We start from the raw sequence: 16,930 nt of genomic DNA, 5'->3' as shown, positions 1-16,930 counted from the left end.
AGCACCTGACAATCACAGCGCTTCTTCGCGCGGGTAAGGGACTGCTTGAATGACACGCAAATTCTTTGGCACAGACGGTATTAGAGGCCGCACCAATGATGGCGTAATGACTGCAACGACCGCGATGCGGATGGGTCAAGCGGCAGGCAATTATTTCAGGCGCGGCGGCCACCGCCACCGCGTTGTGATCGGCAAAGATACACGTCTTTCAGGCTACATGATGGAAAGCGCCTTGGTCGCTGGTTTCACTAGCGTGGGAGTCGATGTGATTATGACGGGACCACTGCCCACCCCGGCGATCGCATTACTCACACGCGAAATGAGGGCTGATTTGGGCGTAATGATTTCAGCAAGCCACAACCCGTATATGGATAATGGGATCAAGCTGTTCGGTCCCGATGGTTTCAAATTGTCTGACGAGGTGGAGCTTGAAATAGAACGATTGCTGGAATCAGAGCCCGATCTTGCGCCTGCCGAAAAGATCGGTCGCGCACGCCGGATTGAGGATGCGCGCGGCCGGTATATTCATGCGGTCAAGCAATCCATTTCCAGCGAAACCCGCTTTGATGGGCTCAAAGTCGTGGTCGATTGCGCGCATGGGGCATCGTATCAGGTGACACCCTCAGCCATCTGGGAATTGGGCGCGGACATCGTGACACTGGGCGTCAATCCCAATGGCACCAATATCAATGACGGGGTCGGCTCCACCGCAATCGAAGCGCTTCAGGCGAAAGTCGTCGAAGAAGGCGCGGACGTTGGCATAGCGCTCGATGGCGATGCCGACCGGTTAATTGTCGTCGATGAGAAAGGCCGCAAGGTGGACGGCGATCAGATCATGGCGTTGATCGCCACGCGCATGCAGGAAAAAGAGATGCTGCGCGGGGGCGGCGTGGTGGCGACTGTTATGTCAAACCTGGGTCTGGAACGGTATCTGAACAGCATCGATCTCTCTTTGGAGCGGACCAAGGTTGGCGATCGCTATGTCCTTGAGCGCATGAAAGAAGGCGGGTTCAATGTCGGGGGGGAGCAATCGGGCCATATGATCTTGCTCGATCACGCGACCACTGGCGATGGCACCGTGGCGGCGTTGCGCGTCATTGCGAGTCTTGTTCGGAGTGAAAAACCAGCGAGCGAAATCCTGCACCTGTTTGATCCCGTCCCGCAATTGCTCAAGAATGTGCGGTATTCGGGCGGAAAGCCGCTTGAGAATACGACCGTGAAGCAGGTGATTGGCGATGCCGAGAGCGAGCTTCAGGGCAAAGGGCGCCTTGTCATCCGCCCATCCGGCACCGAACCTGTGATCCGCGTGATGGCAGAAGGCGATGATCCGGCGCAGGTAAACACCGTGGTAGACCGGATTTGCGATGCCGTGCGCGCGGCGGCTTAGGTGAGCAGTGCCCGTTTAAAGACACCCCCGCGCATTCTGGCGATTGCCGGATCGGACAGTTCAGGCGGTGCCGGCATCCAGGCCGATATAAAGACGATCACCATGCTGGGCGGTTATGCGATGACCGCGATTACCAGCGTCACGGCGCAGAACAGTGCGGGCGTTCAGGCTATTGCTCCGATGGGCGGAGAGATCGTTTATAAGCAGATACGGTCATGCGTAGAAGACATCGGTTATGACGCTATCAAGATCGGCATGTTGCATGATGAGGAGATCATCAGCGCTGTTGCAGAGGCCCTGCATGACACCGATGGCGACATCATTCTTGACCCCGTCATGATCTCGACAAGCGGAGCGGCCCTGATCGCGCCTGAGGCCATTAAAGCTATGAAAGAAAAGCTTTTTCCGGCAGCCTCCATCATCACCCCAAACCTTCCCGAGCTCGGCCACCTGGTAGGCAGAACTCTTTCCAACACCCACGAAATGTTGGAAGCGGCCTCCGAACTTGCCCAGCGCTCTTTTTCAGACATTGTCGCCAAAGGCGGACACACGGATGATGAGCGGATTGTCGATCTGCTCGTTAGCTACAAAGGCGATTTGATCGAGCAGTTTGAACACACCCGCATTCAAACCCAACACACGCACGGCACGGGCTGCACTCTGTCATCAGCCATCGCGACCTTGATGGCCCATGGCCAACCGCTGCATCACGCTGTCAGACTGGCTCGCAATTTCGTTGTCCGCGCTATTGAGGCCGCGCCGGGATTTGGTGAAGGCAATGGGCCATTGGGCCATCACGCGGTGCGAAGTCTGGCTGACTAGCAGGGTTAACGCCCCAAAAGCTTACCGCTCCAGCTCGTAAAATTCGGCAATGTGCGTCCAGGCTTCGTCGGCGGTCTCGCACCATTTGAACAGATCGAGATCCTTCTTCGAAATCGTGCCTTCCTCGGCAATCGCTTCGAAATTGACGACCCGGTTCCAGAAATCCTTGCCAAACAGCAGGATCGGCATGGGCTTCATCTTGCCTGTCTGAATGAGAGTGAGCAGCTCGAAGAATTCATCAAAGGTGCCAAACCCGCCGGGGAACACCGCCACAGCCCGCGCGCGCAGCAGGAAGTGCATTTTGCGCAGCGCGAAGTAGTGGAAATTGAGGCTGAGATAAGGCGTCACATAGGCATTGGGTGCCTGCTCGTGCGGCAGGATGATGTTGAGGCCAATGCTTTCCGCGCCTGCATCGCTGGCTCCACGATTGGCCGCTTCCATTATCGAAGGGCCGCCGCCTGAGCATACGACGAACTGGCGCTTACCCTCTTCGATAATCGCCTTTTCCGAAATCAGCCGGGCAAGCTTGTAGGCTTCATCATAATACTTGGCTTTTTCGGCGAGGCGCTGCGCCACCTTTTGTTCAAATTCATCGCCGTTCTTGGCCGCATCAATTTTCGCCTGGGCCTGATCGGGTGAAGGGATGCGTGCAGAGCCATACATCACCATGGTCGAACCAACGCGCGCTTCATCAAGCAGCATTTCAGGCTTCAAAAGCTCCAGCTGAAACCGCACCGGTCGCAATTCATCACGCAGCAGAAAATCGGTGTCGCGAAAGGCGAGCTTATAGGCGGGATGCTCGGTCTGCGGCGTGCGATCAGGCGCTTCATCCGCAAACCGGCTTTCCTCGCCAGCGTGGTAGAATTTGTGATTGGTCAGCTCTTTATCAGTCATGATCGCCCCCTAGGCGCGCAAAGCCCGCGCAGCAAGCAAGCAGTTATGCTGAAACCATTCAGCTGGCCGGGCAGCTTCCCTCTTCAAGGGTATAACGATCTTCGCCCTGCTCGACTTCAAGAGTGGCGCACCAATCGCCGTCGGTTGAAACCTTAACGCGCGAAAGTGTCGCCTCAACGCCAGGTTTAAGCCGGGTCTTGCCCGAATGCCGCGTGGTCGAATTGCCTTTGACATCAAGATGGTAGCTCACCTCAACCGCATTGTCGCTATGGCCGATTACGCGAATTTCCACTTCGCCAGAACGCGTTTCCCGTTCAAGTTTCAGTGCCTGCGTAGCACCCATATCTGCCTCCCCTGCTGTGTTCATCGCCGGAGCAGAAGCCCCTGCCACTGCTGCTGTTATTGCGCCTGTGATGCCTGTTAAGCCTATGATGAGCGCTCGCATGGTCATCCTCCTCCTTGCGGCGGAATCAGGAAAATCCCGCCATCTGGCAATTGCTCAACGCCGGGCACATCAACAGGAAGTGTATCGCTATCCTGCCCGAAGATATCGGTCGCATCCGGATTTTGATCGAGGAAAGTCGCAAGCTGATCGGGGCCGATTTCGCGTGCGATCAATTCGGGCGTTGGCTGCTGGCCGCGCTCCCGGATGACCTGCCATGCTTCAGCAACGCGGCCAAACAAGGCCGCTTCGGGTGATTGGATTGGCTTGGAAATGGCGGATTCAGGGGATTTGCCTTCTCCATCGGGCACTTCCAGATCGCCGGGCAATTGGCCGACTTCGGAACGCCTTTCATTTTCAGACGGGGTGGCTTCGATCTGGAAGTCATCGGTGCCGCCGCTCGATTGCGGGACGACGATCTGTTCGACATCCAGCCGCGATTTTTCAGGAGACGTTTTTAGTGCCAATTGCTCCGCCTCGTCTTCCGACTGGGCAAAGCCATGGCTCGTGGCAAATGCACACAACGCCATTGCTACAAGCAGCTTCGATGGCGCCTGCTTGATCACGATGATCGTTGTTTCTGGATCATGGTGTGTTCTCCCAACCGCTGCATTCTATCAGAAATTGCTCTGGCTGACAGCAATGCTCGCGCCGCCTGTCTGCTCGATCGATAGGACAAGGCCATTGCCGGCTTGCGACAGGTCGGCTGAATTATCGTTGCCCGTCTGCGAAAGCGCGAGGTCATTGCCCGATCCCGACTGCGACAGCAGCGCGTTGTTGTTATCGCCGCTCTGGTTCAGCGTCGCCAGATTGATCGCACCGGCAAGCGCGCTCTGCGTCAGAACAGCGGTGTTGCCATTGCCTGTCTGGATGATGCTCGCATCGTTGCCCGCACCAAGCGCACCGGATTGATCGACCGACGCCGTATTTCCATCGCCTTGGGTGTCGAGCAACAAAGTGTGCTCGCCATCGCCGGACTGCACGGCGGTGATCTGATTGTCGGCCCCGTTCACTCCGATATCGGCAAGATTGCCATCACCCTGCTGCGTCACCTGCGTCACATTGGCAAAGCCGATCTGATCGACCGAGACCCGGCTATCAAGACCGGCATCACCCTGATCGACGATGATCTGCTGCCCTTCGCCATCGCTGGAAACGGACGCCGTCACCTGCGCCAAGGCCGGAGCAGGCATCAACACAAGAGCAAAAGCGAGAGCGATTAGAAGTCTCATTGGATTTCTGATCCTAAAGAAAGGCCAGCCTCCTTACCATAATCATGCGAAATTCTGGAGGCGGCGACACGGAGGCCGCCTCCAGAACATGGCCGCCCGCATTATTGCGTGACGGTTGCCATATTGCCGCTGCCGCTTTGCGTGACAGTCGACATATTGCCATCGGTCATCTGCGTGACGACGGCGGTGTTGAACGAACCGGTCTGGAAAATCTCCGACATGTTGCCATTGCCAGATTGGATCAGAGTGGCGCTGTGATCATTGCCATCCTGTTCGATCAAAGACATGTTGCCGTTTCCGGACTGGCTCACCGATGCAAAGAAGTTCTCCGTCGGCGGGCTGTCTTCGCGCTGGATGATGCGGGATTCGTTGTCATCCCCGGCCTGCGTCACGAACGCGCTGCTGTCTTCGGCGCGGTTGGTGACGAATGAACGGTTCATATCACCGATCTGATCGACACTGACGAGCGATCGATTGCCGAACTGGTTGACGACCGACTGGTTCTCACTCCCGCCCTGCATGACGGTTGCAACCGCATCATTGCCGCGCTGGATGACCCGCGACGTGTTCATATCGCCGCCTTGCGATACGGTGACATCGGAATCCACCGGACGCACTCCGCCTGGCGATGACTGATCGATAAAGCTATCATTGCCGTTGCCGCCCTGATCGACATTCGCGGTTACGAATGAGCCATCCTGAATGATTTCAGACGTGTTGCTGTCACCATCCTGATTGACATCGGCCATGTTGTCATCGCCCGATTGGGTGATCAGGCTGGTGTTGAAATCGCCGTCCTGATTGTCGATCTCAGCGCGGTTACGGTCCCCTGACTGGATGATGGACGAGGAATTGTTGTCACCATTCTGATCGGAAATCCGGGCGGTGTTGTCATCGCCGCCCTGGCTGATGAAGCTCGAATTGTTCGAACCGTCCTGATCGACAAAAGCGGTGTTGTTATCGCCGTCCTGAATGATGTCGCTCTGGTTGAAGTCCTGACCTGACGCGAGGACTGTGCCCCGCCCTTGCTCATTCACATTGGCAAAGTTGTTGTTGCCGTTTTGAATGACGCTGCTGGCATTGCCGAAGTCGCGCTGCTGGACAAAGGCTTCGTTGGTAGAGCCGTTCTGGATGATTGAACTCTCGTTTGCGGCACCTGTTTGTTCAACAGTCGCGATGTGATCGCCGGCACCCGATTGCAGCACGGTTGAGAAGTTGCCGAAGCTGCCATCGCTTGCAACGAGACCGGGATTGCCCTGCGAGACCGTTGCGGTGTTGTTGCTGCTGAGCTGTTCGACAGCGGAGAATTGTGAATCGTCGATCTGGCTGATCGTTGCGCTGTTGCTGTTCCCAGACTGGGCAACAATCGAGCGCGACAGCACCGCTGCGGTGGCCGTGTCCTGGGTGACATCGGCGGTGTTACCATCGCCGCTCTGGTCAATCGTGGACTCGTTGATCGGGGGCGCAGTGCCGAGGAAATCGCTGCCGTCATCGCTTTGCGTGACATTGGCGGTGTTGCCCGCACCCGATTGGGTGATGGTGGATTCCCCGCCCGCAATCGAGCCGGTCTGATCGACACTCGCATTGTTGCCGGTATTGGATTGAGTAACGGTGCTCGTCGAATTGTCCGCCATGGCAGGGACTGCCAAAGCGAGAGCGGCTGCACCTGTTAGCAATAGCCGTTTCATTGTGTTGCTCCTTGTAGCCTCAAACCCAATGCTGATTTTGTCCGAAGGGCTCGGGTTTGAATGAGAGCTGCCCGGTCCGCTCTCACCTCTAAGAGCAGACCGGAAAGCGCTGTATTATTGGGTCACATTGACCGTACCATTCGTGCTCATGACCTGATTGACCGTCGACGTATTGCCATCGGTAAGCTGGTCCACGCGGGCAAAGTTGCCGGACATGCCCTGATCAATGCGGGAATAGTTATCGTTCCCGCTTTGCAGCACATGCGCCCGGTTATCGGCGCCCGTTTGTGTCACGAATGAATCGTTGAAATCGCCGGGTTGCAGGACTTCAGCGAATTGATTGTCGCCAAATTGGTCGACGTCGCTGTGATCAAAGTCCCCGACAATGCTCTGGTTGACCATCGCAATCTGATTGGTGCCCAACTGCTCGACAAAGCTTTCGACATTGTCGGCCTCGATCTGATCAACATAGGCGGTGTTGTTGCCGCCCCCTGCCTGGATCACCCGAGACATATTGTTCGAGGTATCCTGCGATCCATCATTGACGAAGCCCTGCTGGACTTCGGCAAAGTTCCCATCCGTGCTCTGCTCAATGTAAGAGCTTTGCGCGGAATCGTTCTGGATCACATAGGCCTGGTTGTTGTTGCCAGTCTGGAAAATCTCCGACGTGTTGGTCGGAGTTACACCCGCCAATCCGCTATCGGATTGGGTCACATTTGCGAGGTTATTGGCACCTGACTGGTCGATCAGAGAGCTTGCCCCATCGAGCGAGCCCGTCTGATCCACCATAGCCTCGTTTCCAGTGTTTGACTGGATAACGGTGCTGGTGCTGTCATCGGCCATGGCAGGCGCCGCGATGATTTGAGCCATCGCCGCTCCTGACAATCCTACCGATACAATCAGCTTTTTCATGAAAACCTCCCAAGAGGAAGAGTGGGAGCCTTCAGGAAGAAAGCCCCCACCGCTTCACATCTTACTGCGTGACAGTCGCCATGTTGCCGCTGCCGCTTTGCATCACGTTGGAGATGTTTCCATCGGTCATCTGCGTCACCAGTGCGGTGTTGTTGTCACCCGACTGCGTGATGAAGGAGCTGTTGAAGTTCCCGCCATCGACAATGAGTGTCGCAGAGTTCGTGAAACCGGTTTGAGCAATCTCAGACGAGTTGCTGTTCCCGGTCGCATCGACAGTGGCATCAAGACTGGTGCCATCCTGGGTGATCAATGACGAGTTGCCATTGCCCGTTTGGGCCACGGTTGCCTCGTTTAGGAAGCCAGCCTGGAAAATCACCGAGCTGTTGCCATCGCCGATCTGATCGATCTGCGCGTCGTTGTTTTCGCCGAACAGCGCTCCAAAGAAACCGCCCGCAGCGTCCTGACCAACGCCGGAGAAGTTGCCATTGCCCTGCTGGTTGCTTCGCACGTTCGATTGATCAGCAAGCTGACCAACGGCCGCGATGTTTCCGCCACCGATCTGATCGATGTCGATATTGGAATCGCCGCCAAGTGTGAACAGCGCGCCATCGGCGTTCTGACCAACCAAAGCGAGGTTTCCAGCACCCGCGCCCGTGCTGTCCTGATCGACAGTCAGCGTGAGATTGCTTCCAGTCTGGCCAACAAGTGACACGTTGTCATTGCCGGTCTGGGTCACGTCGATATCGCCGCCAAGAACAGCCTGGCCGACGAGCGAGGTGTTGCCATCGCCGTTTTGGATCACATCAACAGTGCCGCCGAGTGCCAGCTGGCCTACGGCTGAAGTGTTGGTGTTGCCGGTCTGCGAAACATTCACCGACGAAGCACCTGAGATTTCAAGCACTGTCGAAGTGTTGGCATCGCCATCCTGCGTCACCATCACGTTTGATGCAGCTGCCAGCTGATCAACGTCAGACACGTTGCCAGTGCCGTTCTGTGATACGTCAACTGTGGAACCCGCTGCCAGCTGATCGACATCGGAATCGTTGCCTGATCCGGTTTGCGAAACAACTACAGAGCTGTTTGCGCCATCCTGATTAACAAGCGAGTCGTTGTTGTCACCGTTCTGGCTAACGGAGGTGAAGTTGTCGGTGCCAGCCTGATTGACCAACGAGTTATTGAAGGTCGAACCCGACTGATCGACAAAGACTTCACCGCTGAAGCCCGACTGATTGATCGTCGAGGTGTCATTGTCACCTGTTTGATTGACTTGGGCAAAGTCTTCAGTGCCCGACTGATTGATGGTGCTGGTGTTGCCATCGCCATCCTGGTCATCAATCCGAGCGGTGTTGCTATCGCCGGTCTGCAGAATGATGCTGGTGTTGTCGTCGCCATTCTGATCGGTGATCCGCGCAATGTTGTCATTGCCAAGCTGATCGATATCGCTTGAGTTGCCCGAGCCATCCTGATCGACAAAACCGACATTGTTGTCACCAGACTGGAAAATATTGCTGGTGTTGAATGCGGTGCCTGGGCCAGCGCCCTGCTCGTTCACTCTGGCGTTGTTGTTGTTGCCAGTTTGAAGAATGAAGCTTTCGTTTCCGCCATCGCGTTGCTGCTGAACGAATGCTCGGTTGTCAGCGCCTTCCTGGATGATGTCACTGATGTTTTCTGCACCGTTCTGGTCGACCGTTGCGGTGTGACCGCCGCCGCCGCTCTGCGTGATGCGCGACACGTTTTCATAAGTCACATCGCCCAAACCGCTTTGGCCCTGGCTGACTGTCGCCGTGTTTCCATCGGAAATCTGAGTGATTTCGGAAAGCTGGCCGTCATCAAGCTGCGTGACAGTCGCGGTGTTTGACGAACCGGACTGATCGATGTCAGATGAATTCGTCGTGCCAAGGAACGGTGTCTCACTCGTTTGATCAACCGTGGCAGTGTTGTCACTACCGCTTTGATCGATGACGGAATCGTTGTTTGGCGGAACGCTTCCAGGTGCCGCGTCATCAGCCTGTGTCACCGTTGCGCTGTTGTTTGCACCGGTCTGATCGATCAAGGAATCGCTTCCGGAAAGCGATCCGGTTTGGTCAACGGTTGCCTCGTTATCGACATTGCTCTGATTGACTGTGCTGTTTGAATTGTCAGCCATGGCAGGTGCGGCAACGGCAAGCGCTGTCACAGATGCTGCTGTAAGTAGTAGACGTTTCATCATTCCAACTCCTCATGCGTGGTGCATCTCGCATCTTGCGACGAGGGCACCGACTTTCACTTTCGGGTTGGGACAGCCGCTTTTCCGGTCATCGAAACCCGATCCGGTACACTTCCCGCGCGGCTACCGGTGTCACCGTGCGAGACGGGAATTTTGGGAGGTTGGAGCGCTGCTGCGGCAAAACCGACAGAACAGCCGCGTGCTTGCCAAGCATATGGCAGCACGTCATAACGCCCGCGTGGACGTTAAGTTCGCAACCTGGGCAGCGTTCCCGTGAACCTGTCCAATCCGGCTCACCAGCGATCTGACGCCAATCACATTCGCTGGTGGGCCACCCTTTCTCAAACTCCGATGTTCATCGATCCCCGCGCTTTTGACGCGCAAAATTCACGAACGACGAAGTTCAATTCTTATCGTATCCTTCTCCTCTTCGAAGAGTGAGCTCAGCCATTCACCAACCGCGATTGCGGCTGAATTAAATGGCTGATCCTGTGTAACTGTTTCGTGCTCAAGCGCGGTGATCGTCGCATCTCTGACCGAGCGGCCCGACAAATGCGTGCGGGCTGCAAATGCCCGATTTTCGCGTTCGAGCGAGACCCGGACAATGGCGCGGGCATTGTGATTATCGCGGCTTGCAGTGACGAAGTGTTCAAACGCCTTTGCCCCGCCAATCCATGAATTGCCGCTGTCGACTGCGCGCCGTGCAAGCTCTGCGACGAGATCCATCGCCGCAATCTGCGTCAACCCATCAACCGAACACTGCGCCAGATTGGCCCCGCTCCAATCAGCGAAGGATGCAGCGGTAATCGGGTGCGCTTGCGGCGTGAGCAAATCGTCCGCACTGTAAGCCAACGAGACTTTCGCTGGAGCAGGCGCTGGGACTGATGCCCGAGCGAATGCTGGCACCGATGCCGACGCCGATGCCGATGCTGGCGCACGCAGCGGGACACGCACGATGGCTTGCGCATCTGCATCGGGCTCGGCCGCCATGGAAATCTGCCTCGCGGCCGCCTCATCGGCTGGCGCGGACATTTGCTGAAACGCTGGCTGCGCTACACCCGATTGCTGTCTTGGAGTTTGCGAAGGCGCTTGGCGGACAGGAGCGCCGCCTTGCGGTGCTGGCCGTGCGCCCTGATTGACAGCAGGGGCCTGACGGGCCTGCTCCATCGCCTGACGCGCGACTTTCTGTGTGCCGCATTGACCCACAACTGCGCCGCCATTGCGGGCTCTTGGCAGATCGACGAGCGTGTCGGGAATGCTATCGCGGTCCGCCACATATTGCGTCAAAAGCTGCGTCACTTCCTGTTCGGAGCTGTCAAAGCACCACAGGTCCTGCATCGCGCCTTCCATGATGAGCGAGTAAACAGACGCCTCGATCGCCTGGCGCAGCGCAAGCTCGTCGGGCTCATTATAGGTCACGCCTGCCTCAAGCTCGAGCAATTCGCGGAAAGCGACGAAGCGGAATGCATCCGCACCAACCGCTACCGATGCGATGGATTTGCGCGAGCTGACAGAGGCTAGCACTTCGCCCGTTTTCACGCTGACAGCGCGCAGATAAACGGTGACCGTGTCCTCGCGATATTGCGTGCGGCCACCAATCCCCAGCAGCCGAGCGCCAGAACCGCCCGTCTTGGTGTTGGAATCGTAACCGATAATCCCGCCTTCAAGCAGCACGCCTGCAAACAGCAGCGGAGGCAAGGCCTGCGGGTTGATCTTGGTTTCACCCAGATAGCTCGCGCGCATTTCGCGGATCACGGCGCGTTCACGCAGCAGGTTTTCCAGCCGCTCACGCTCAACAACGGTAAACCACTGGCGATTGCCCGCCTCGTGCAGGGTTTTCACAAGGATTGAAGTCGCGCCTTGCGTCACCGCGCGTGACAGCGTTTGCGCGCCATCGGTCGGTTTGAACTGCCCAGTCTGATCGGTGAAGTTATAAACGGCGACCGCAGCGCGCTGGCCCGATGGCGGAAGTGCGTTCAGCTTGGCCGTGACAGGCGTTGCCTTTGGCGCCTTTGCAGGCTCCCACATCTTGGGATTGTGCGCGGCGCATCCGGCCAAAAAGCTGGCAAGAACAGCCCCAACAGCGATTGTCTTGAATTTCTTCATTTGACCGAAATCTCCCCCCAGCTCGCAGACTTATGGTTGCAGGAGCGGGACTACGATCTCGGTGACGGAACCGTCGGCGAAATTGGTGATGGTCAGCGTGACGCTTTCAATGCCGCGCACGAAGGACACCTCCTGATCGCCAAAGCGGATGGTGCCGGTGTCCTGAGCGTTCTCACCAAAAATCAGATCGGTAACCTGCGTCGCGAGCGCCGACAACAGGCGGCTGTTCAGCGTGCGCAGGAATTGCTGGGCAGGATCGCTGCGATCAACTGCGTCAGGATCTGTGGTGTTGTTCTGCGCATTGGCGACCGCCAGAAGATGCGCTGAGTTAAAGGGGTTTCCGCCAAAGGAAGGGTTGGTGAATTCAAACACCAAATCCGATGCGGATGCGCTCGTCGTCATGGCCAGACTAAGTGCACCTGTGCCTGCTACAAGCCACACGGGCCGATACGATTTTCTCACTCTACCTCTCCATCAGTTACGCCATTTCGCGCAACGTCTCTAAGTTTTTGCGAGCGACTTTTTGAGAACGACTCGGATGTGCCTCCGATTTCTTTGAAAGTTAGTTGTAAATTAACGGGAATAGCAAGGCTTGTGGCTGGCTGAACCGAAACAGCTTTGCCAGAATTCCAGTAAACCGCTGAAACTTATGGTTTTATCATTGGTAGTAGTGGGATGAGTGTTCAGAAATGGGACAATCGCCCGCGTTTGGTGAAGGCGATATTGTTAACGCTCACGCTTCACCAGAACACAACTATGCCTGAACAGGGCAAGGGCGAGTGATCATTGAAAACGCAAGCTTATCTCTCGATCACATCCCGCGACATCGGAGCGAGCTTTGAGAGCAGCTTGTTCTGCGCGGCGAAGGGGACGTCCGCTTCGCCCATGGCCAGTTGGAGGTTCTCGACCAAAGCGTTGAGATCGGCCTTCTTCACGCCCATTCCGGCATGCGCTGTCCGCATGTCGCGACCGGAATAATCGCAGCCAGCATTGAGTAGATAGCAGAATTGTTCGCCCAGCGTCCGCTTCAGCCGAACCATGTCGTGCGCCACAAAAATGTCGGCGATCCTTGGATCGGCTTCGCTCAATTCAACGGTGCGTTCGGCAATGCGCTGGATTCCCTCACGCCCTCCAAATGCCTCGGCGAGCCGCTCCCCTTCAAAAGGCTGTGCGCCAGCATTTGCGTTGTCCTGATCATACGGATCGACCGGGAATTCACCGGTCTCAGGATCACGCACGCGCTCTTCGACGCCAAATTCCTTGTCCCAGTCCACGCCCTGTTTGGGTGCCTGCTGGAACAGCATTAGTGCGGACAAAAATGTCGAAATCATTGCATTTCCCTCAAAAAGCCAGCTGCGCGGACAAAAACGCGCCGCGCTGGTCTTCGAATGTGGCGATTGAGCCCAGATCCACATAGGCAGCCGTCAGCGTGACGTTGTCGGTCACCGCATAGGCTGCGAAAAGATCGAACCAGTCATCCTCGCCAAGTCCCAGATTGTCAGGCTTTGTGCGCAATTCAGCGCCAATCACCGCCCGGCGGGAAAGCTGGTAGGCAACCGAACCTTCAAATTCGAGCGAATAGCCTTCACCGGCTGCGCTTCCAAATCCCAGCAATCCCAGCTGGTTTGCTTCGGTGTACCGAACGGTCGCGTTGACAAGCAGGCTCTGCCTCAAAAAGAGCTTGGTCGCGCTTACCGTGTAATCTGTGCCTTCGTCATCCTGCGCTCCAACAGCGAGCGCAACCGGCCCATCAAGGTTGCGCTTGTGCTCAACCCCGATGCTGATCTGCGGCACATGCGGATCGCCGTAAACGATGTCGCCAAACAGGCGCACCTTGGCACCATAGATATCCTGATTGAGCGTAAAGCCCTGCCCCAGGCCGAGTGCTGTTCCGACATCACGAGTGTCAAAATTCTGCCTCGCATAGGACAGCTCCACCCGGTTCAAAACGCCGATAGAGACGCCGTGGCTCTGCCAGCCGTAATCCGGCAATTCGATCACGGTGACATGGGCAGAGGCCCCGATCCCGTTTTCAAGTTCGCGTCCGGCTATCGTCGACCATGTGGCAAGCCCGCCCCCGCTCGTTCCCTCAACGGTCGAAACTCCATTGGTGAGAACCAGCTTATCGCCCTCAAACCACTCAATATCCTCCGCTTGCAGAGGCGCATGCACGGCGATCAGGGTAAGGCAAATGGGAAACGGCAGGATTGATTTCATACCGCCCGATAAAGGCAACGTGGTTAAAGCGAATTTAAGCACCGGCGGATGGTTTATTAATGACTTGCGACTAACCGCGATGCGTTGTGATTTATCGTTTTTTCCTCGCGCTTTGCCTTTTCGGCGCCGCCACCGGTTATGGGCTGGCAGCATCATCTTCAGGAAACAGCCTTCGCGTCCAGATAGTGGACGAGAATGGGGTTCCCGTTCGCAATGCCGTTGTCGAAGTGATGCCCGCCCGCGGCACCCCTTCGCGCATTCGGTTTCCGTGGCGCATGGCTATGGCCCAACGAAACCAGGAATTCACGCCCGGCACGCTGATCGTGGCGAAGGGCAGCACGGTCGCCTTCCCAAATCTCGATCGGGTGCGTCACTCGGTCTACAGCTTTTCAAAGCCGGCACGGTTCGAAATTGATCTTTATGGGCGCGATCAGACCCGCAGCCACCGCTTTCCCGTTGCCGGCAGCGTCAAGTTGGGCTGCAACATCCACGATAACATGCGCGGCTATATCCGTGTCACCGAAACCCCGTTTGCCGCCAAGACCGATCACAATGGCTATGCAACGCTCAGCGATCTTCCGACAGGCTCTGCGAAACTCACGGTCTGGCATCCAAGATTGAGAGCCCCTGCAAACGAGAAGAAAAGCGCGCTTTCCATTGCCAGCGGCAAGCGCAATCACAAGATCAAGGTTAGCCTGCGGTGAAATTTGCATTGCCCAAACCTGGCTCGTTGCGATTTGGATCGCTGCGGATGCGGATCGCTGTCCTTTACGCAGCGCTCTTTGCAGCAGTGCTTGCGACCGTTGTTACCATAGCGGGCGGAGGGCTGGCGCGGTTCGGTGAGGCAAGCGCTACGCGCGATATGCAGGCCAATGCCCGCGTTTTTGACGAGATCATCGACCTAAGAGCAAACCAGATGCGCGATGCCGCCGATGTGCTGGCACGCGATTTCGGCTTTCGCGAGGCTGTTGCGACCGGTGATGACGCGACCATTGGCAGCGCCCTGACCAGTCTGAAATCCCGGTCCCGCACCGATGTCGCTTTCGTGGTGACACTGGAGGGCGAATTGCTGGCGTCTGCCAACACGCCGATCAAATCGGTGGAGTCCTTGTGGTACCGCCTCGATGAAGGGCAGGATCGCGGCATGATTGATGTGGGCGGTGAGCTTTCGCTTGCGGCCGCAGCCCCGATCAAGGCGCCTGATGTCATCGGCTGGCTGGTGCTTGCGCAGCCGCTCGACGAAGTGGAACTGTCGCGCCTCAGCGAACTCGCCGCCATCGATATCGAAGCGCGCGTTGCAAGCCAGGCTTCGCTGGATGAGGCGTTGCAAAGTGCACCCGACAACACGGTAATCGAGCGCCAGAGCGATGAGCGCTATCTCTATCACCTCTCCGCGCTCCCCGCGCTTGAAGATGAATTGTCTCCGCGATTGGTGTTGCGGCATTCACTCACTACTTCCTTGGCGCAGCTATCGGGTCTGCAATGGTTGCTTGCGCTGCTTGCGCTTGGCGGGATCGTGCTGGTGGTAGCGCTCAGCTGGCGTGTTGCGAAATCTGTCACCTCACCGCTACAAAAGCTCGCAGAGGCAACGCGTCTTATCGGTGATGGCCGTGATGTGGAGCTGAAAGTCGAATCCCATGACGAGATCGGCCATCTTGCTGGCAGCTTTAACAAAATGGTGTCCGCCATCGAAGAGCGCGAGCGGCAAATCGTCCATGTCGGCCTCCATGATGATTTGACCGGCCTGCCAAATCGCAAGCTTTTCGTCGAGCAGCTCAACCAGTCACTCGCCCGGCTTCGCGGCGATGAGCAATTGATGGTCGTCTACGCTGATCTCGACAATTTCAAGGTCGTGAACGATACGCTCGGCCATCCCAGCGGCGACGCGCTGCTTCGCGATGTGGCCGCCAATCTGTGCAAGGCGCTTCCCGAAGCACTTATAGCGCGTCTGGGCGGTGATGAATTCGCCATGCTGATCGATGAAATTCCCGATAGCGAAAGCCTAGCCTCCATCGGTGATCGCATCCAAAGCTGCTTTACGCGGACGATCGAACTGGAAGGCCAGCAGGCCGATTGCAGCGCCAGCATCGGGATCGCCGTTGCACCCACTGATGGCACCGATGGCACGACATTGATGAAGAATGCCGACCTTGCTTTGTACCGCGCCAAAAGCCAGGGCAAATCGACCTATCACTTCTTTGAACCATCGCTAGATGAGCAAGCCCGCAAGCGCCGCCAGACCGAACTCGATCTGCGAACAGCTTTGCGCGAAGGGCATTTTGAACTGCATTACCAGCCGCTCTACAGCCTTACGCAGGAGCGCCTGACCGGTTTTGAAGCGCTGATCCGCTGGGAGCATCCCGAACGGGGCCGCGTGAGCCCGGTTGAATTCATCCCGCTGGCCGAAGAAACTGGACTGATCCTCCCGATCGGCGAATGGGTCATCCGCGAGGCATGCCGGCAGGCGGCTGAATGGCCAAAGGATGTCTCGATCGCGGTCAACATCTCGCCCAAGCAGTTTTCCTATCCGGGCCTTGCGAACACGATCATTCAGGCCCTTTCTGGAAGCGGGCTTGATGCGAGCAGGCTGGAACTTGAGATCACTGAAAGCATCTTCATCGCCGATGTCGAAAAGACACTGTCGATGCTGCACAGCCTGCGCAATCTCGGCGTGCGTATTGCGCTTGATGATTTTGGCACCGGCTATTCCTCGCTCAGCTATTTGCGCTCCTTCCCGTTCGACAAAGTGAAGATTGATCGCAGCTTTGTTGAGGATCTGGGCCAGGGCGGAAACGCCCACGCAGTGGTCCGCGCGATCACCACACTCGCTGATGCGCTGGGCATGGACACACTGGCCGAAGGCGTGGAGCTTAACGAGCAACTCGAAGTACTGAAACGCGAAGGCTGCCAGAACATTCAGGGCTACCTCTTCGCAAAACCGATGGCCGCAAGCGATGTTGCCGAGCTGCTCGACGACGGAACGAGGACGCTGGCGAACAAGGTCGCTTAAGCCCTCGCGCTTTA

General features: G+C 56.9%; 15 protein-coding genes. 4 read left to right on the top strand and 11 right to left on the bottom strand.

Features of this window, described 5'->3' with window-relative positions; genetic code table 11:
* The first annotated feature begins 49 nt into the window (after positions 1 to 49).
* A complete protein-coding gene (glmM, locus tag AUC45_RS11855) occupies positions 50 to 1,387 on the top strand; it encodes a phosphoglucosamine mutase (RefSeq protein ID WP_067602756.1) in 1,338 nt (445 codons plus the stop codon).
* The gene (gene thiD, locus AUC45_RS11850; protein ID WP_067602753.1) at positions 1,388 to 2,209 is read left to right on the top strand and encodes a bifunctional hydroxymethylpyrimidine kinase/phosphomethylpyrimidine kinase; all 822 of its coding nucleotides are present in this window, start codon (positions 1,388 to 1,390) and stop codon (positions 2,207 to 2,209) included. It begins immediately after the preceding gene.
* Between the two features lie 21 nt (positions 2,210 to 2,230).
* Here the strand turns inward: thiD and AUC45_RS11845 are convergent, their stop codons facing one another.
* The 11 genes from AUC45_RS11845 to AUC45_RS11795 form a co-directional block, all read right to left on the bottom strand.
* Complete coding sequence (locus AUC45_RS11845) at positions 2,231 to 3,103, bottom strand: LOG family protein (protein WP_067602750.1); 873 nt, start codon at positions 3,101 to 3,103, stop codon at positions 2,231 to 2,233.
* A 58-nt stretch (positions 3,104 to 3,161) separates the two neighbouring features.
* Entirely contained in the window at positions 3,162 to 3,548 is a 387-nt protein-coding gene (csgH, locus tag AUC45_RS11840) for a curli-like amyloid fiber formation chaperone CsgH (RefSeq protein WP_156423837.1), read from the bottom strand.
* A 2-nt stretch (positions 3,549 to 3,550) separates the two neighbouring features.
* A complete protein-coding gene (locus tag AUC45_RS11835; protein ID WP_067602744.1) occupies positions 3,551 to 4,111 on the bottom strand; it encodes a hypothetical protein in 561 nt (186 codons plus the stop codon).
* Positions 4,112 to 4,162: 51 nt separating this feature from the next.
* Positions 4,163 to 4,777 (bottom strand): hypothetical protein, encoded by a 615-nt coding sequence (locus AUC45_RS11830; protein ID WP_067602741.1) that lies wholly within the window; start codon positions 4,775 to 4,777, stop codon positions 4,163 to 4,165.
* 101 nt (positions 4,778 to 4,878) lie between these two features.
* Positions 4,879 to 6,465: a hypothetical protein gene (locus tag AUC45_RS11825; protein WP_067602738.1), complete on the bottom strand. Its 1,587-nt coding sequence runs from the start codon at positions 6,463 to 6,465 to the stop codon at positions 4,879 to 4,881.
* A gap of 114 nt (positions 6,466 to 6,579) precedes the next feature.
* Complete coding sequence (locus AUC45_RS11820; RefSeq protein ID WP_067602735.1) at positions 6,580 to 7,377, bottom strand: hypothetical protein; 798 nt, start codon at positions 7,375 to 7,377, stop codon at positions 6,580 to 6,582.
* Positions 7,378 to 7,438: 61 nt separating this feature from the next.
* Entirely contained in the window at positions 7,439 to 9,583 is a 2,145-nt protein-coding gene (locus AUC45_RS11815) for a hypothetical protein (RefSeq protein ID WP_233998736.1), read from the bottom strand.
* Positions 9,584 to 9,970: 387 nt separating this feature from the next.
* Positions 9,971 to 11,689, bottom strand: coding sequence for a CsgG/HfaB family protein (locus AUC45_RS15900; protein WP_067602729.1), 1,719 nt, complete (start codon positions 11,687 to 11,689; stop codon positions 9,971 to 9,973).
* Positions 11,690 to 11,719: 30 nt separating this feature from the next.
* On the bottom strand, positions 11,720 to 12,151 hold the full coding sequence (locus AUC45_RS11805; protein WP_233998734.1) for a curli assembly protein CsgF: 432 nt from the start codon (positions 12,149 to 12,151) through the stop codon (positions 11,720 to 11,722).
* Positions 12,152 to 12,489: 338 nt separating this feature from the next.
* Positions 12,490 to 13,020: a group 1 truncated hemoglobin gene (locus tag AUC45_RS11800; protein WP_233998732.1), complete on the bottom strand. Its 531-nt coding sequence runs from the start codon at positions 13,018 to 13,020 to the stop codon at positions 12,490 to 12,492.
* Between the two features lie 10 nt (positions 13,021 to 13,030).
* Positions 13,031 to 13,906 carry a DUF3034 family protein gene (locus AUC45_RS11795; RefSeq protein ID WP_067602724.1) on the bottom strand — a complete coding sequence of 292 codons (876 nt, stop codon included), beginning with the start codon at positions 13,904 to 13,906 and terminating at the stop codon, positions 13,031 to 13,033.
* Between the two features lie 86 nt (positions 13,907 to 13,992).
* On the opposite strand from AUC45_RS11795, the gene AUC45_RS11790 reads away from it, so the two are divergent.
* Positions 13,993 to 14,610 (top strand): methylamine utilization protein, encoded by a 618-nt coding sequence (locus AUC45_RS11790; RefSeq protein ID WP_233998730.1) that lies wholly within the window; start codon positions 13,993 to 13,995, stop codon positions 14,608 to 14,610.
* A gap of 47 nt (positions 14,611 to 14,657) precedes the next feature.
* Complete coding sequence (locus tag AUC45_RS11785) at positions 14,658 to 16,916, top strand: bifunctional diguanylate cyclase/phosphodiesterase (RefSeq protein WP_067602721.1); 2,259 nt, start codon at positions 14,658 to 14,660, stop codon at positions 16,914 to 16,916.
* Positions 16,917 to 16,930 lie beyond the last annotated feature (14 nt).

This window comes from Erythrobacter sp. YT30, assembly GCF_001542875.1.
GTDB lineage: Bacteria > Pseudomonadota > Alphaproteobacteria > Sphingomonadales > Sphingomonadaceae > Erythrobacter.
Note: the sequence above shows the minus strand (reverse complement) of the source record. Positions and strands in the feature narration are given on the sequence as shown.

What these genes read in the sequence shown, in the direction of transcription:
- glmM (WP_067602756.1), top strand. Translation starts at nt 50, where the DNA reads ATGACACGCAAATTCTTTGGCACAGACGGTATTAGAGGCCGCACCAAT.
- AUC45_RS11845 (WP_067602750.1), bottom strand. Translation starts at nt 3,103, where the DNA reads ATGACTGATAAAGAGCTGACCAATCACAAATTCTACCACGCTGGCGAG.
- csgH (WP_156423837.1), bottom strand. Translation starts at nt 3,548, where the DNA reads ATGCGAGCGCTCATCATAGGCTTAACAGGCATCACAGGCGCAATAACA.
- AUC45_RS11830 (WP_067602741.1), bottom strand. Translation starts at nt 4,777, where the DNA reads ATGAGACTTCTAATCGCTCTCGCTTTTGCTCTTGTGTTGATGCCTGCT.
- AUC45_RS11825 (WP_067602738.1), bottom strand. Translation starts at nt 6,465, where the DNA reads ATGAAACGGCTATTGCTAACAGGTGCAGCCGCTCTCGCTTTGGCAGTC.
- AUC45_RS11820 (WP_067602735.1), bottom strand. Translation starts at nt 7,377, where the DNA reads ATGAAAAAGCTGATTGTATCGGTAGGATTGTCAGGAGCGGCGATGGCT.
- AUC45_RS11815 (WP_233998736.1), bottom strand. Translation starts at nt 9,583, where the DNA reads ATGAAACGTCTACTACTTACAGCAGCATCTGTGACAGCGCTTGCCGTT.
- AUC45_RS15900 (WP_067602729.1), bottom strand. Translation starts at nt 11,689, where the DNA reads ATGAAGAAATTCAAGACAATCGCTGTTGGGGCTGTTCTTGCCAGCTTT.
- AUC45_RS11800 (WP_233998732.1), bottom strand. Translation starts at nt 13,020, where the DNA reads ATGATTTCGACATTTTTGTCCGCACTAATGCTGTTCCAGCAGGCACCC.
- AUC45_RS11795 (WP_067602724.1), bottom strand. Translation starts at nt 13,906, where the DNA reads ATGAAATCAATCCTGCCGTTTCCCATTTGCCTTACCCTGATCGCCGTG.
- AUC45_RS11785 (WP_067602721.1), top strand. Translation starts at nt 14,658, where the DNA reads ATGCGGATCGCTGTCCTTTACGCAGCGCTCTTTGCAGCAGTGCTTGCG.